This window comes from Sinorhizobium sp. M4_45, from assembly GCF_002885915.1.
Classification (GTDB): domain Bacteria; phylum Pseudomonadota; class Alphaproteobacteria; order Rhizobiales; family Rhizobiaceae; genus Sinorhizobium; species Sinorhizobium meliloti_A.
Genome location: NZ_NWVE01000001.1, coordinates 165,008 through 178,286 on the forward strand (window position 1 = coordinate 165,008; position 13,279 = coordinate 178,286).

Here is a 13,279-nt window from a genome sequence, read left to right on the forward strand (position 1 = left end):
GATTCAGGCGCCTGCGCGAGTTTGGAGTTCAGGCCGAATGCGTGAAAAGACAGAGGCGATGCTTCCAGCGGTAGCGCAGGTGCTCGACGCGCCGGAGCGGCTCGGCGTCCTTCAGGCCGCCGTGCCGGACATGTCGGTTCCCGATGAGGATTTCGACGGGCTGGCGCGGCTTGCCGCGAGCCTTTTCGACGCGCCTATCGCTCTCGTCAGCCTGGTCGACCGCGAGTGGCAATGGTTCAAGGCATGCATAGGCACGGCTGAAACGCGGTCGCACGTTCGCGAGTCCTTCTGCGTCCATACGATTGCGGCAGGCGACGGCGGCCCCTTCCTCGTGCTTGATGCCTCCCGTCATCCGGCGTTCCGTCACCGCCGGGCGGTCGCCAGCCCCCCATTCCTGCGCTTTTATGCGGGCGCGCCGATTATTCTGGACGGTCAGGCGATCGGAACCGTCGCGGTTCTCGATGTCGAGCCCCGGTCCGAGGTCTCGGCCAAACGGCAAAGCGAGCTGCAGCGCATCGCAGGTGTCGCCGCCTCGCTGTTCAAGCTGAAGGACGAGACGCGCCGGCGTGCGCTCAAGGAGGCCGCGCTTTCCCGCGAGGAGCAGCGGCTCGCAATGGCGCTCGACGCGGCCAATGTCGGCAGCTGGCTCTGGGACATTCGCGCCGGCACGGTCTCAGGCAATGGCGCAATGATGCGCATGTTCGGTCTTCCGCCGGAGCGCACCGTCGGCGCCAAGGCGATCTTTTCCGCCATTCATCCCGAGGATCGCATCCCGACCTTCTCGAAGCTCCGTCAGGCGATGGCTGCCAACGAGGAATATGACGGCATGTTTCGCATCGGCACGAACGGGCGATGGCTTCTGGGCCGCGGCCGCGTGCACGACCGCGACAGCAAGGGCGCGCCCCTGAGCTTTCTCGGCATGACGATCGACGTCTCGGACCAGCAGGCGTCGGTGAACCGTACGCGACTGTTGCTGAAAGAGCTGAACCATCGGGTCAAGAACACGCTTGCAATGCTCCAGTCGCTCGCCCGCCAGACGCTCCGGCAAACGAGTGACCCGGCCGAGTTCATGACCGCCTTTGCCGGCCGCCTTCAGGCGATTTCCGAGGCGCACGGGCTCCTTTCCGACTACGAATGGGGCACGATCCACCTGTCGGAACTGATTTCGAAACAGTTGCTGCCCTATGTCAGCGATTATTCCCAACAGGTCGAGCTGCACAAGGACGAGATTCTTCTGGGTCCCGACCAGGCCGTTGGGCTTGGATTGGTGCTGCACGAATTGGCGACCAATGCGGTAAAATACGGCGCGCTCTCGGTTCCGACGGGGAAAATCGTGCTGACGGCGCGCCGCGTGGTCGAGGACGGCGAGACCGTCCTGCATCTGACCTGGACCGAAGTGGGCGGACCGCCTATTCGCGAGCCGCGTCGCCGCGGTTTCGGCTCGATCCTGATCGAGCGCAGCCTGGACAAGATCATCGGGAGCTCGGTGAAAGTGGAATATCTGCCTGCGGGGGTCACGGCATTGATCCGACTGCCGCTTTGAGGGCAGTCTGAGGGACCGCGCCTCGGCGCACGGAAAAGGCCCCGCCGGGGCCTTTTCCGTGCGGAATCAACTATCGTCGCTGCGCTTGCGGCCCCGGCTCAGTCCCAGCAGCGCGGCAACGGCAATCCCGGTCGCGGCTCCCAGAAGCGGCTGTTTGCGCAGGATGCTTGTCACCGCAACGAGCGCAAGATTCGTCCGCATCGCCGAGCGGCGGCGGCGTTCGTCGGCAAGCCGGCGGTCGCGGGCGTTCAGCCCGGCCATGACGCCGATGACGACCAGAGCGGTCACGATCAGGGCGACGGTGACCGTCAGCGCTGCGGCGACCGGCGAATAGCGCGCCGAGAGAAGCAGGGCGATTGCTATCAGCGCGAAGACGTAGGCGCTGCCGAGAAGCACGACGACGATGGCCCAGAGGACCACATTGCGTTTATAGCGCGACGCCGCAGCGGCGGCGTCGAACGCAAGCAGGGCCGACAGGACAGTTCCGAGTGTCCCCATAAGGTAGCTCCCCTTCATACTCGGTCAACGCGACGCCTGGCAGGTCCTCACCGGCGCAGCAAAGCGGCTGCGATGAGGCCGATAACGGCTGCGGTGCCGAGCGTCGCAAGAGGATGCTCGCGTATCGTCCGACGAACCTCTCTTTCCGTATCCGCATAGCGGCTGCGCAAGTCGGAAAGCATCTGCTCGCCGCTCTCCAACAAGGCGTGCAGATCGGTTTCGGCCTGGTCACGGGCGCCGCGCGCTTTGACCTTTGCATCACGCGAAGCCGCAGCCCCGCGGTCGGCAATCAGCGTCATGAGCTGCGCGATGTCTTCGCGTATTTCGTTGAGCTGATCCTCCATCGACGGGTCGATCGCGCTGCCGTTGCGCTTGCGGCTGCCCGAGCCCGAGAACATGCCTGTCGCCATTGTCTTTTCCCTCGCTGCTGTGCCGGCGTGAAACGGCCGGCATGTGGTCGGTTCATGCGAATCGGCCGGCGAAGGCACACTTCCCGGCTCTTTGTGCGCCCGATAGGACACGCGGCACTCCAAGCGGGCGCGGTCTACACGCCGGCATTGTAGATCAACGCATGAGGGAGGAATTTGTTTCGGTAATCCTGACGTTGCCGCTGTGAGCCCGGCTTCACATCGTGGCGGACTGCGGCAATACGAACGGGATATCCTGTGCCGGAGCGACGCTCACCCGCATGCGGCAGCCGAAGATCGCTTCCATGGTCTCGTCGGTCAGCACGTCTTTCGGCGCTCCGCGCGCCCGGATGCGGCCGGCTTTCATCATCACGATCTGATCGGCAAACATCGATGTAAGGTTGAGATCGTGCATGACAGCGACGACACCGCCGCCGTCGGCGCAGAATTGGCGCGCAAGCCGCATGATCGTGAGCTGGTGGCGGATGTCGAGGCTCGATACCGGCTCATCGAGCAGGAGATAGCGCGGTTCGCCGTCTGCGACCGGCGCCGAGATCTGGCAGAGGACGCGTGCGAGCTGCACCCGCTGCTGTTCGCCGCCCGAAAGTTCCTGGTAGAAGCGGCCGGAGAAGCCGGCGAGATCGACGGCCTCCAGAGCTTCGTCGGCTGTCCGGTCGCCGGCGACCGCCTTGCCGCTTCCGGCTGCCTCGAGGCCGAGGCGCACGATTTCCCTGACGGTGAAGGGAAATGAGATGACCGTCGATTGCGGCAGCACGCCCCGCTTCAGTGCGAGCTCCCATGGTTTCAGGCTTGCGATGTCGCGACCGTTGATGGTGACCTTACCGGCCGAAGGCGTGAGCTCGCCCGAGATCGCCTTCAAGGTCGTGGTCTTGCCCGATCCGTTCGGGCCGACGATTGCAGTCATCGCACCGGGAGCGGCGTCGAGGGAGACGCCGTGCAGCACCTGTCTTCCGGCAAGGCGGACGGAAATGTCGGATGCTCTGATCATGTTCGCAATCAAAGTCCCAAGTTCGACCGGCCCCTGAGCAGGACCCAGAGAAAGAAGGGCGCACCCACGAAGGCGGTGATGATGCCGATCGGCAGTTCGGCCGGCGACACGATGGTGCGGGCTAGCATGTCGGCGAAGATCAGCAGCGTGCCGCCAAGGAGGGCGGAGGCGGGCAGCAGGTAGCGGTGATCCGGGCCTATGATCAGCCGCAGGAGATGCGGAACGACGATGCCGACGAATCCGATGCCGCCGCTGACGGCCACCGACGCGCCGGTGGCGCCGGCAACGCTGAAGATGGCGATGTTCTTCAGCCGCTGAACCGGGACGCCCATGTGATAGGCGGCGGCTTCGCCGAGCGTGATGGCGTTGAGCCCGCGCGCCAGGAAGGGGACGACTGCAAGTGACAGGAGAATGATCGGTCCGGCGGCGCCGATCTTGGTCCAGTTGGCGCCGGCGAGCGATCCGAGGCCCCAGAAAGTGAGATCGCGCAGTTGTTTGTCGTCCGCGATGAAGACGAGTACGCCCGTCACTGCACCGGCAAGCGCGCCCAGCGCAATGCCCGCCAGCAGCATCGTCGCGACCGAGGTCTGGCCGCCGCGCGTAGCGATCCGGTAGAGCAGCAGCGTGGTGGCGAGGCCGCCGAGAAAGGCGCCGAAGGGGAGGGCATAGAAGCCGAAGACCGCGAATAGCGGGCCAAAGGCAACGTCACCGAGCACGATCAACAGCACCGCGCCGAGGCTTGCGCCGGAGGAAACTCCGACAAGGCCGGGATCGGCCAACGGATTGCGGAAGAGGCCCTGCATCACGACGCCGGAAACGGCAAGCGACGCGCCGACCAGCATGCCGAGAACGGCACGCGGCAAACGGATATCGAGGATGATGATTCGGTCGCGGGCGCTCATGGCCTGATCGGCCTCGCCGAAAAGCCACCGAAGGATATTGCCGAGCGAAGCGTCGGCGGCGCCGGTGGTGATGGAGGTCATGAACGTCACGGCCGCCAGTATCGCCAGAACGAGGATCAGGCCACGCGCCAGGCCCGCCCGGTCTCCGTTGCGCCAGTCGCGGACGATCCGGGCGGCAAGTGCCGGCCGGCGCATCGGGCCTTCCATGGCCTCACTGCGAGGCATTGGTCTTCTTTCCGTAAATTGCGGCGTTGAGTTCGCGGATAGCGCCTGCCGTGCGAGGACCGAAGCCGAGCAGATGCAGCCCGTCCATGCGGATCAGCGCCTTGTTCTTTGCCGCCGGGGTGAGGCTGAGGGCCGGAAGCGCGAAGAGTTCGTCGGGGCCTGCAGCATGGCTATCGCCGCGGTTCATCATCAGGACCACATCGGGCTTGGCCTCGATGATCGCCTCCTCCGTCAATGCCTTGTAACCGGGCGAGGTGCCGACGGCGTTGACCGCGCCGGCAAGCTCGATGATGCCGGCGGCGGCGGTGCCGGTACCGGAGGCGAGGATTCTGCCGCCCTGGGTGCTCAGAACGAAGAGGACACGCTTGCGCTCGCCTTCCGGGCGAGCGGCACTGTCGGCCACGGCGGCGGCGAGATCTCTCTCCACGGATTGCGCGAGCGTTTCGGCCTTTTCCTTCACGCCGAGGAAAGCTCCGACGGCGCGGATCTTGTTGACGATGCCGTCCTTGTCATAGGTCTCGGGGATGCTGGTGAAGGGAATGTTCGCCTCTTGGAGCACGGCGAGCGTTTCCGGCGGGCCGCTGCCCTCGACGGCCACGATTGCCGTCGGGTTGACGGCAAGAACGCCTTCGGGCGCCAATCGCCGCATGTAGCCGACATCCGGCAGCTTGGTCGCCGCCTCCGGGTAAATGCTGGTGGAGTCGCGGCCGACGAGGCGGTTCTCCTCGCCGAGCGCATAGATGATTTCGGTAATCGCGCCGCCCACGGAAACGACGCGGGAGGTGTCCGGCTGCTCGAGCACCTCGGCCATCGCCGGGCGCAGGAACGGAGGAGTTCCCGGCGCAAGCAGGGGCAGAACGAAAGGCGCCGACAGCGCGAAGGCTGCGAGGGCCATTTCCCAACGCCGAAGACGGCAGATACCGAAGCCGTTCATCATCACTTCCTTTGATCTGTGCGTGTCGTCCCAAATCGCCGCCCGGTTGGGCGGCGCCATCAGGCCGCGACGACGGCTTCCAGGCGGGGCAGCGCCTCGACCAGGCTGCGCCATTCGGCCCTCTCCGAGGAACCTTCCTTCCGCTTTCCGAAAAACTGGATGATCATCTCGCCCTTGGCGTCGAGCGCTTCGAGGGAGGTCACGTGTCCGTCGGCGGTCGGCTTACGCGCGGCCCAGAGTTCGGCGATGTGATCGGTGCGCAGATGCAGATGGAAGGTTTCGTCCATCACGTTCAGCCACGGCCCCATGGTACCGATCTTGACGACCGGACCGGAATGAATCTGGATGACGCCGCGGTTGCCGACGAAGCACATGATCGGCAGGGCCGTCTCTGCAGCATTGCGCATCATCATCTCGATGCAGGCCGTGTCGAGCCGCCAGGCAAAGTCGTCGCCGATCGCGTGCAGCGCCCGGCGCCGTCCGATATTGAGCTTGCGCAACATGCCGGGGAACTGATGCGTGTCCGTGAGCTTCGACCAGCGGTCGCGCAGCTCCGCCGTATCGACTGCAGCATCGGCCGAATCGTCGTCCGTGGGCGCGCCGGGATCGGCGATGAAGTCCTGCGACTGATCGTCCAGGCGAAGGTCTTCGACGATCGTCTCATAGGCGGCCAGGTTCGAGAGAGGACGCAGGTGAACCTTGTGGACAGCATTGCCCCACTTGTCGAAGAACTGCAGGCTGCGGCGAACCTCCCCTGTCGCATCCGTCTTGGTCACGGCGAAACCATGTGCCCAGGCGCCGGAAAAGATGCGCAGGTCGATTTCGGGACCAAGCACCAGAGCCGCGCCGTGCCCTTGCTTGATGTTCTCGTAGACGCCGACCTTTTCGTGGACGGCGCTTTCGTTGCGGGTAAGCGCAAGGACTTCGCCCAGCTCCTCGACGCGCTCGAGGAAGCGGCTGGCGCTGCATTGGATCCGGACGGCGGTGAGGCCGCATTCGGCAGCGACGAGCGCTGCCTCGGAAATGCCGAGCTTCGCGGCGATGTCGCGTTCGCGCAGCTTCGGATTCTCGGCGCGATAGGCCCGGATATCGGACGGGGTGGGGTGAGCGCTCTCAGTCATCGTCATCTCGCTACTTGTTCAGAATCAGCTTGCCCTGGCGGGTGATCTTCATTCGATAGATCGCCCCGTCGTGGGAAATGAGAATCTCGTTGTGGCCGCGGAAAAGGTCGTGGCTCTCGACGATCGGTTGCGGCCGGTTCAGCGGCGTCTCGGTCCGCGGGGATCGTGGATTATCGTTGTCGTTCGGTGTCACGGTTTTGCCGGTTCGCGAGTAGAAGACGAGACGAGTGCGTCATCCATTGATCCCGCCCATTCCAGTTAGTATCTTGACTTCATTACTCATATTTCATTAAGGACGCAATACCGGAATGTTGCGGTCAAGTTAAAAGGATCGCGTGCGGGAACCGAAAGGACCGCCGCGGACAGCGAGTGGTGCCAGGATGACTTACTTTTCCCGTTTTGCCTTTGCGGCCTTTGCAGCTCTCTTCACGGCAGGGGCAGCCGGAGCGCAGGATGCTGCCGCGCCAGCCGGCCTTTCGATCGAGCTCAACGAGATCGCGTCGTCGGAAAAGGGATGCAAGTTGACCTTCGTCGCCAGTAGCGCGCTCGCTCTTTCGAAGGTCTCGTTCGAATTCGTGCTCTTCGATCAGAAAGGTCTGGTCGAGCGCATGGCCGTGCTCGATTTCAGGGATCTTCCCGCGGGCAAGACGAAAGTCAGGCAATTCGATCTGCCGGGCACGAAGTGCGAGGCGGTGAAAAGCCTGCTGATCAACGATGCGCCGACCTGCGTCGGCGAAGGCGTCGGCAAGGGTGCATGTATGACGGGCCTGAAGACCGGCTCGAAATCGGCCGTGGAGCTCAAGGGCTGAGGTTCGCGTTCTCGAAATTGCCGGCGGAAGGCAAGACAGAATGAAACACATGGTGAAATGGGCGACGGCGATCGGCCTTTCCCTGCTGGCGCATGCCGGCGGGGCGATGTTGCTTGCTCCTGATGAGGAAAAGGAGCTGGCGCTCATCGCCGGCGGCTCCACCGTGGAAGTGTCGATGCTCGGCAACGCCTTCGAAGATGCCGTTCAGGCGGGGGACCCATCCGAAGTGGTGGAGCCGACGGAAGAGACGCCCGAGGAACTGAAGCCGACCGAGATCGAACCGACGGAAGAGGTGGTCGAAGCCGTAGAGCCGGTGCCGACCGAACCTGTTGCCCAGGAGCCGTCCGAGATGACGCCGACGGAGGCGGACGTCATACTTCCCGCGGAAGAAATGCCGGCGAGCCAGGTCGAAGAAGCAGACGTGATCGCAAGCATCGCTCCGGCCGAGACCGTCATTCCGCAGGAGAGACCGGACCCTGAGGAAGTCTTGAAGCCCGAGGTCGAGAAGGTCGAGCCGAAGAAGGAGCCGGCGAAGAAAAAGAAGGTCGTCCGAAAAAAGGCAGGTGAGGGCGGCGCCCAGGCGAAATCGCAGAAAAAGGGCAAGACCGACGGCGTGGAGAATGCCACGGCGGCTGCCGCCACCGGAGAAAGCCGCGGTGCGTCGCGGGAAATCGGCAATGCCGCGGTGTCGAACTATCCCGGCAAGGTCAGAAGAAAGCTGACCCGCGCTATTCGCTACCCGGCCGAGGCCAGAAGGCAGGGGCTGCGCGGTGTTGCCCATGTCAGCTTTACCGTAACTTCCGGTGGTGGGGTGGCAAGGGTCGGCATAACGAAAAGCGCCGGTTCACCCGTCCTCGATCAGGCGGCGTTGGAAACCGTGCGCCGGGCGGCACCTTTCCCGGCCATTCCCGCCGGTGCGGGCCGCGACAGATGGGAATTCAACATCCCGGTGTCCTTCACCCGGTGAATTCAGGGCTGTGAATCTGCTTCCGCGAGAGGAAAAAGTCGCGAAGGCGAGCATCGAAATATATGATCAAAACACTCATGTTTATACTTTACTCCTGCTATCAAGTTTTATAGGTTGCCTCCGTCACGCAACCGATCGGTGTGTGCCAAATCTGATTGGCGATGGGCCGCAGGGCCGGCGTCGCGAAGCAAGACGGAGACGACGGATGGGTGGCAAGCGGCACCAGAATGCAGGCAAGGGCGGCAAGGGCAGGGCGAAGGATGCGCAGAGCCAACCGCAATCCAATGCCGGAAAGGTGACGCTCGAGGGCCGTAGCTTCCTCTATGTCGGCGGACGCGACTGCCAGGTTGCGCATCTGCGCCAGATCGCCAGTTCCTACGGTGCGGAACTCATCCACCATGACGGCGGTTTACGGGAGGCGGTATCGCGCATCGATCGCGTCCTGCCCTCGGTCGACTGCGTCTTCTGCCCGATCGACTGCATCAGCCACGATGCGTGTCTTCGCGTGAAGACCGGCTGCAAGAAGTGGGGCAAGGCCTTCGTGCCGTTGCGCAACGGCTCGAAGTCGAGTCTCGAGCGGGCGCTTCAGGATCTGACCGGAAACGGCAGCGAGAACTGAATCTTTTACGAGCGGTCAGACGGCATTCTCGCCGGCCGCATGGAGCTTCCAATGCATGACGAACGTCCCGATCAGATGACGATGATCGGTCTCCACAAACTCGCTTCGCAATTCGGTGACGGACTGGTTCCCGAGCTCTACGAGCTTCTCACGCGCCGAGCACGGATGCTTGAGGAAAACGAAAACGCGACCGAATTTCCGACCTGGCAAGCGCGCCCGCCGGCGAGGGATCCTCTCGGCCTTGCGCCGCCGAGCGGGGGATCTGTCCTGCCGTTTCCGTCAACGACCGCGCAGCCCGTCTCGCAAAAGAAGGCCTAGATCGCTTCCAGGAAACGTGTGTAACGGCTTCCGTCCGGAAGTGCGTTGGACCAAGGGTTAGGGCCTTCCAGTGTTTCCATGAAACATTGGGATGCGCTAATAGTTGAGGCGCGGGATGCGGGCGAAAAACCGCACACACTTTCCTCATCCCGCTACAGGAGAGCTAGCCATGTTTTTCGCCATGAACCGTTTCCGTGTCGCAGCCGGCCAGGAGGAGGCCTTCGAGGCGGTCTGGAAGGCGCGGGACTCTTCTCTCTCGGAGATGCCGGGCTTCATCGAATTCCATCTGCTGCGCGGCGACAGCGTGCCGGAGGAAGGCTACACGCCTTTTATTTCGAAATCGGCCTGGGAGACCAGGGACGCCTTCATCGCCTGGACCAAGTCCGATAATTTCCGGGCGGCGCACCGAAGCGCCGGCGAAAACAAGGCAATGTATCTCGGTCCCCCGAAGTTCGAGGGCTTTACCGTCGTCGAGGGTGCCTGATCTTCAGCGCGCCGTCATGCTTGACGAACCCGCGGCGGCTTGTTTGATTTCCTCATTCCTGTGCTTGTCACAGGAATCCAGCCAGACCAAGTCCTTGGGCTGAAAGAACGCTTCCCGCGCCGCAGACGCGGCGCTGTTCTCATACCTGTGACGAGCACAGGAATGAGGCGAGGAGAGATTGCAGGCCTCCGAATCTCAACAGGTTTGGTTCACTTTCATCCGGAAGGCCAGTCTGCCTCCGAAAATGTGCGACTGCATACTGAAACTCCCCTCTTACCGGAATTCCTGTACTTCGGGCTTGTCCCTCCTCACGCTTCCGGGCGCAGGAATGCCCCGATCGCGACGGCAAGCCAGCCGGCCATCATCGTCAGGCCCCCGAGCGGCGCCGACATTGGGAAGAGGCCGTGGCCCGAGAAATGGCGCATGGTGAGGTCTCCGGCAAAGAGTGCCGTGCCTGCCGCCAGCAGCAAGGCGGCGAGGGCGGCGGTGCGGAAGTGCGCCCATCCGGCATGAAGCGCGACGAGCGCCGGTGCGTGGGCGAGGCACATGGCCGATGCGCCGCCGAGAAGACGCGGATCGCCATGCGAAGCGGCGGCGGCACTCGCGACGCCGAAGAGGCCCATGAGGCCGGCTACGAAAAGCATGGTCGAGCGCAGTCCGCTGTTCGGCATCCTGGCTATTCCTTGTTCTGCATATGATGGGCGAGCCGGGTGATCGGCTCCAGAATGATCTCCCTCAGCTTCGGGTGGGAGACGGTTTCTTCGAGTGCGCGGGTGAAGCAGAGAAGCCATTCGTCGCGCTCGACAGGCCCGATCCCGGCAATGAAGTGCCGGCGACGCAGCATGGGGTGGCCGCGTTTCTGCACATAGATCGGCGGTCCACCGAGCCAGCCGGTCAGATATTCGTAGAACTTTTCCTCGCTGCCGGTCAGATCCGGCGGGTGGATGGCGCGGCAGTTCGCCGCCTCGGGCAGGCTGTCCATCAGTTCGTAGAAGCGCCGCGTCAGGGCGCGCACGGTGGCGTCGCCACCGATCGCCTCGTAAAGCGTCGTCGTTTGCGGTTCCGTCATGGTCACGTTCCTCGCCGGGATTGGTACAGCGCGCGACCCGGGCGGGCAATGCCTTGCCATTCCTTCGCTTGCGGCTTTTCGGCGCGGCAGAGATCGTCGTCTGCCTTCCGCGCGACAATCGTCGCCCCGAGGAAAGCCACTTGACAAACCGTCCAGACGGTATGTTTATGAGATATGACAAACGCCCCATCAAGAAAAAAACAGCCGCAACGCGTCCGCCGGCAATTGCTGGAGGTCGCGGGACGCCTGTCGCTGGAGCAGGGCATCGCCGCGGTCACCCTCGACGCCGTATCGCAGGCGGCGGGTGTCAGCAAAGGCGGGCTGTTGCACCATTTCCCGAACAAGCTGGCTCTGCTCGACGCCCTCTTCGATGATCTTGTCGTGCGTTTCGACAGCGCCCTCGACGAAGCGATGGCCGGAGATGACGTCGAAAAGGGACGCTTTACGCGTGCCTATCTCGGCGTCTGTTTCGCGCTCGATGCGGAGGCGCAAGGTTGGCAGATGCTGACCATTGCGCTCCTGGCCGAGCCGCACCTCAAGGAGCGTTGGCGCGAATGGGTGGCGCGCCGGTCCGCGCAATTCGCCGCGACGGACAGTTCGCCAAATTGCCTGCTCGCCCGCTTCGCCGCCGATGGCGTCTGGCTGTCGGATCTGATGCGCAGCCACGACATCGAAGCGTCGACCAGGGCGATCCTGCTTCAGAAACTCAACGCGCTTTCGCTGGAATAGAGGGCAGACCCGTGCCGCTTTCCCATACTTCGATCGGAGACGTTCCGTGAATCCCGCCACGCTCTACACCGTTCTGGTGATCGCCATCGTCTTCGAAGTGCTCGGCACTTCCGCCATGCAGGCGGCGCAGCACTTCACGCGGCTGACGCCCACCGTGCTCATGGTTCTGTGCTACGCGGTCGCCTTCTTCTTCCTCTCCTATGCGCTCCGCTACATCCCGGTCGGAATCGCCTATGCGCTCTGGAGCGGCCTCGGCATCGTGCTGATCTCGATCGCCGGCTACGTAGTTTTCGGTCAGAAGCTCGATCTGCCGGCTATTCTCGGGCTGGGGCTCATCATCGCCGGCGTGCTGGTACTCAACCTCTTCTCGAAATCCACGTTCCATTGATCGCGGTGACGATCGCGGTCGGCTTCCTGCAAGTTTTCGCTACAGCCTATCCACTGAAATTCCCGGATATTCATTGAAATGCGCAGTCCGTTTCAATAGCATCGCCTTTCGTCTCCGTCCGGACGCGCGGTGGCGATGTCCCATCCGATCTCCCTGATATAACGAAGGAAAATTTGGGAATGCAGGCGGTTTTCGACGGCCATAACGATGTGCTTTTGCGCCTTTGGCAACATGCACGCGGCGGTGCCGACCCGGTGGCCGAGTTTTCGGAAGGCACCGATAAGGGCCACATCGATGCGGCGCGCGCCAGGGCAGGCGGTCTCGCAGGCGGCCTCTGTGCGATTTACGTCCCGTCCGGCGATCTGGTGCTCAAGACGCCGGATGAGAATGGCCATTACGCGACGCCCATGGCGGCGCCGCTCGACCACTTGCCGTCGCTCGCGACCGCCATGGAGCTCGCAGACATCGCGTTCAAGCTCGACCGCGCGGGCGCCTGGCGGCTTTGCCGTTCGGTTGAAGAGATACGCGCGGCAATGGCCGACGAAGTGTTTGCTGCCGTCCTGCATATGGAGGGCTGCGAGGCGATCGGGCCCGACCTCGCGGCGCTCGAGACTTTCCACGCCGCCGGACTTCGCTCGCTCGGCCCTGTATGGAGCCGCCATAACGTGTTCGGTCATGGCGTTCCCTTCGCCTACCCGATGTCGCCCGATACGGGGCCCGGCCTTACCGAAGCCGGCTTCGAACTCGTGCGCGCCTGCAACCGGCTCGGCATTCTGATCGACCTCGCGCACATCACGGAAAAGGGTTTCTGGGACGTGGCGAAGACGACCGACCAGCCGCTCGTCGCCAGCCATTCCAATGCTCATGCGCTGACGCCGGTCGCCCGCAACCTGACCGACCGGCAGCTCGACGCCATCCGCGAGAGCCGCGGCATCGTCGGCCTCAACTATGCGACGACGATGCTGCGCCCCGATGGGCAGGAGAACGCGACGACGCCGCTTTCCGACATGGTCCGCCACGTCGACCATCTGGTCGAACGTATCGGTATCGATTGCGTGGCGCTCGGATCGGACTTCGACGGCGCGACCATCCCCGAGGAAATCGCCGACGCGGCGGGAAATCAGAAGCTCGTTGCCGCGCTGGAAGACGCCGGATATGGTGACGCCGAACTGGCGAAAATATGCCGGGAGAACTGGCTGAGAGTTCTGGGTCAGGCGTGGCACAAGCCTGCCTGATCATCATGAAGAAAAGCCCGAG

General features: G+C 63.5%; 18 protein-coding genes. 9 read left to right on the plus strand and 9 right to left on the minus strand.

What is annotated here, in order from left to right; genetic code table 11:
- Window positions 1-37 precede the first annotated feature (37 nt).
- The gene (locus tag CN933_RS00790; protein ID WP_018095721.1) at window positions 38-1,543 is read left to right on the plus strand and encodes a sensor histidine kinase; all 1,506 of its coding nucleotides are present in this window, start codon (window positions 38-40) and stop codon (window positions 1,541-1,543) included.
- Between the two features lie 66 nt (window positions 1,544-1,609).
- Here the strand turns inward: CN933_RS00790 and CN933_RS00795 are convergent, their stop codons facing one another.
- From CN933_RS00795 to hemP, 7 genes are all read right to left on the minus strand, one after another.
- A complete protein-coding gene (locus CN933_RS00795) occupies window positions 1,610-2,041 on the minus strand; it encodes a hypothetical protein (RefSeq protein WP_102761192.1) in 432 nt (143 codons plus the stop codon).
- Window positions 2,042-2,088: 47 nt separating this feature from the next.
- Window positions 2,089-2,451, minus strand: a complete 363-nt coding sequence (locus CN933_RS00800) for an ElaB/YgaM/YqjD family protein (RefSeq protein WP_018095719.1) — start codon at window positions 2,449-2,451, stop codon at window positions 2,089-2,091.
- A 214-nt stretch (window positions 2,452-2,665) separates the two neighbouring features.
- A complete protein-coding gene (locus CN933_RS00805) occupies window positions 2,666-3,457 on the minus strand; it encodes a heme ABC transporter ATP-binding protein (protein WP_102761324.1) in 792 nt (263 codons plus the stop codon).
- 8 nt (window positions 3,458-3,465) lie between these two features.
- A complete protein-coding gene (locus CN933_RS00810) occupies window positions 3,466-4,584 on the minus strand; it encodes a FecCD family ABC transporter permease (protein WP_018095717.1) in 1,119 nt (372 codons plus the stop codon).
- On the minus strand, window positions 4,571-5,521 hold the full coding sequence (locus CN933_RS00815; RefSeq protein WP_026168670.1) for a heme/hemin ABC transporter substrate-binding protein: 951 nt from the start codon (window positions 5,519-5,521) through the stop codon (window positions 4,571-4,573). Before CN933_RS00815 ends, CN933_RS00810 begins: the two co-directional genes overlap by 14 nt.
- A 56-nt stretch (window positions 5,522-5,577) precedes the next feature.
- Window positions 5,578-6,639, minus strand: a complete 1,062-nt coding sequence (locus CN933_RS00820) for a hemin-degrading factor (RefSeq protein ID WP_033047348.1) — start codon at window positions 6,637-6,639, stop codon at window positions 5,578-5,580.
- A gap of 10 nt (window positions 6,640-6,649) precedes the next feature.
- Window positions 6,650-6,781, minus strand: a complete 132-nt coding sequence (hemP, locus tag CN933_RS00825; RefSeq protein WP_026168669.1) for a hemin uptake protein HemP — start codon at window positions 6,779-6,781, stop codon at window positions 6,650-6,652.
- 238 nt (window positions 6,782-7,019) lie between these two features.
- Between hemP and CN933_RS00830 the strand changes: the two genes are divergently transcribed.
- The 5 genes from CN933_RS00830 to hmuQ all read left to right on the plus strand — a co-directional run bounded on the left by CN933_RS00830 (window position 7,020) and on the right by hmuQ (window position 9,836).
- A complete protein-coding gene (locus CN933_RS00830) occupies window positions 7,020-7,448 on the plus strand; it encodes a hypothetical protein (protein WP_018095713.1) in 429 nt (142 codons plus the stop codon).
- 40 nt (window positions 7,449-7,488) lie between these two features.
- Window positions 7,489-8,415 carry an energy transducer TonB family protein gene (locus tag CN933_RS00835; RefSeq protein WP_018095712.1) on the plus strand — a complete coding sequence of 309 codons (927 nt, stop codon included), beginning with the start codon at window positions 7,489-7,491 and terminating at the stop codon, window positions 8,413-8,415.
- 205 nt (window positions 8,416-8,620) lie between these two features.
- Complete coding sequence (locus CN933_RS00840; RefSeq protein WP_018095711.1) at window positions 8,621-9,034, plus strand: DUF2325 domain-containing protein; 414 nt, start codon at window positions 8,621-8,623, stop codon at window positions 9,032-9,034.
- 51 nt (window positions 9,035-9,085) lie between these two features.
- Window positions 9,086-9,352: a hypothetical protein gene (locus tag CN933_RS00845; protein ID WP_102761193.1), complete on the plus strand. Its 267-nt coding sequence runs from the start codon at window positions 9,086-9,088 to the stop codon at window positions 9,350-9,352.
- Window positions 9,353-9,521: 169 nt separating this feature from the next.
- Window positions 9,522-9,836, plus strand: coding sequence for a heme-degrading protein HmuQ (gene hmuQ, locus CN933_RS00850; RefSeq protein WP_018095709.1), 315 nt, complete (start codon window positions 9,522-9,524; stop codon window positions 9,834-9,836).
- Between the two features lie 308 nt (window positions 9,837-10,144).
- On the opposite strand, the gene CN933_RS00855 is transcribed toward hmuQ, so the two are convergent.
- Window positions 10,145-10,507, minus strand: a complete 363-nt coding sequence (locus CN933_RS00855; RefSeq protein ID WP_018095708.1) for a DUF423 domain-containing protein — start codon at window positions 10,505-10,507, stop codon at window positions 10,145-10,147.
- Window positions 10,508-10,512: 5 nt separating this feature from the next.
- Window positions 10,513-10,905, minus strand: a complete 393-nt coding sequence (locus CN933_RS00860) for a globin domain-containing protein (protein ID WP_018095707.1) — start codon at window positions 10,903-10,905, stop codon at window positions 10,513-10,515.
- Window positions 10,906-11,079: 174 nt separating this feature from the next.
- Here CN933_RS00860 and CN933_RS00865 point away from each other — a divergent pair, with 174 nt between their 5' ends.
- From CN933_RS00865 to CN933_RS00875, 3 genes are all read left to right on the plus strand, one after another.
- Window positions 11,080-11,634 carry a TetR/AcrR family transcriptional regulator gene (locus CN933_RS00865; protein WP_018095706.1) on the plus strand — a complete coding sequence of 185 codons (555 nt, stop codon included), beginning with the start codon at window positions 11,080-11,082 and terminating at the stop codon, window positions 11,632-11,634.
- Between the two features lie 46 nt (window positions 11,635-11,680).
- Entirely contained in the window at window positions 11,681-12,022 is a 342-nt protein-coding gene (locus tag CN933_RS00870) for a DMT family transporter (RefSeq protein ID WP_018095705.1), read from the plus strand.
- 179 nt (window positions 12,023-12,201) lie between these two features.
- Window positions 12,202-13,257 carry a dipeptidase gene (locus CN933_RS00875; protein WP_026168668.1) on the plus strand — a complete coding sequence of 352 codons (1,056 nt, stop codon included), beginning with the start codon at window positions 12,202-12,204 and terminating at the stop codon, window positions 13,255-13,257.
- Window positions 13,258-13,279: the final 22 nt, after the last annotated feature.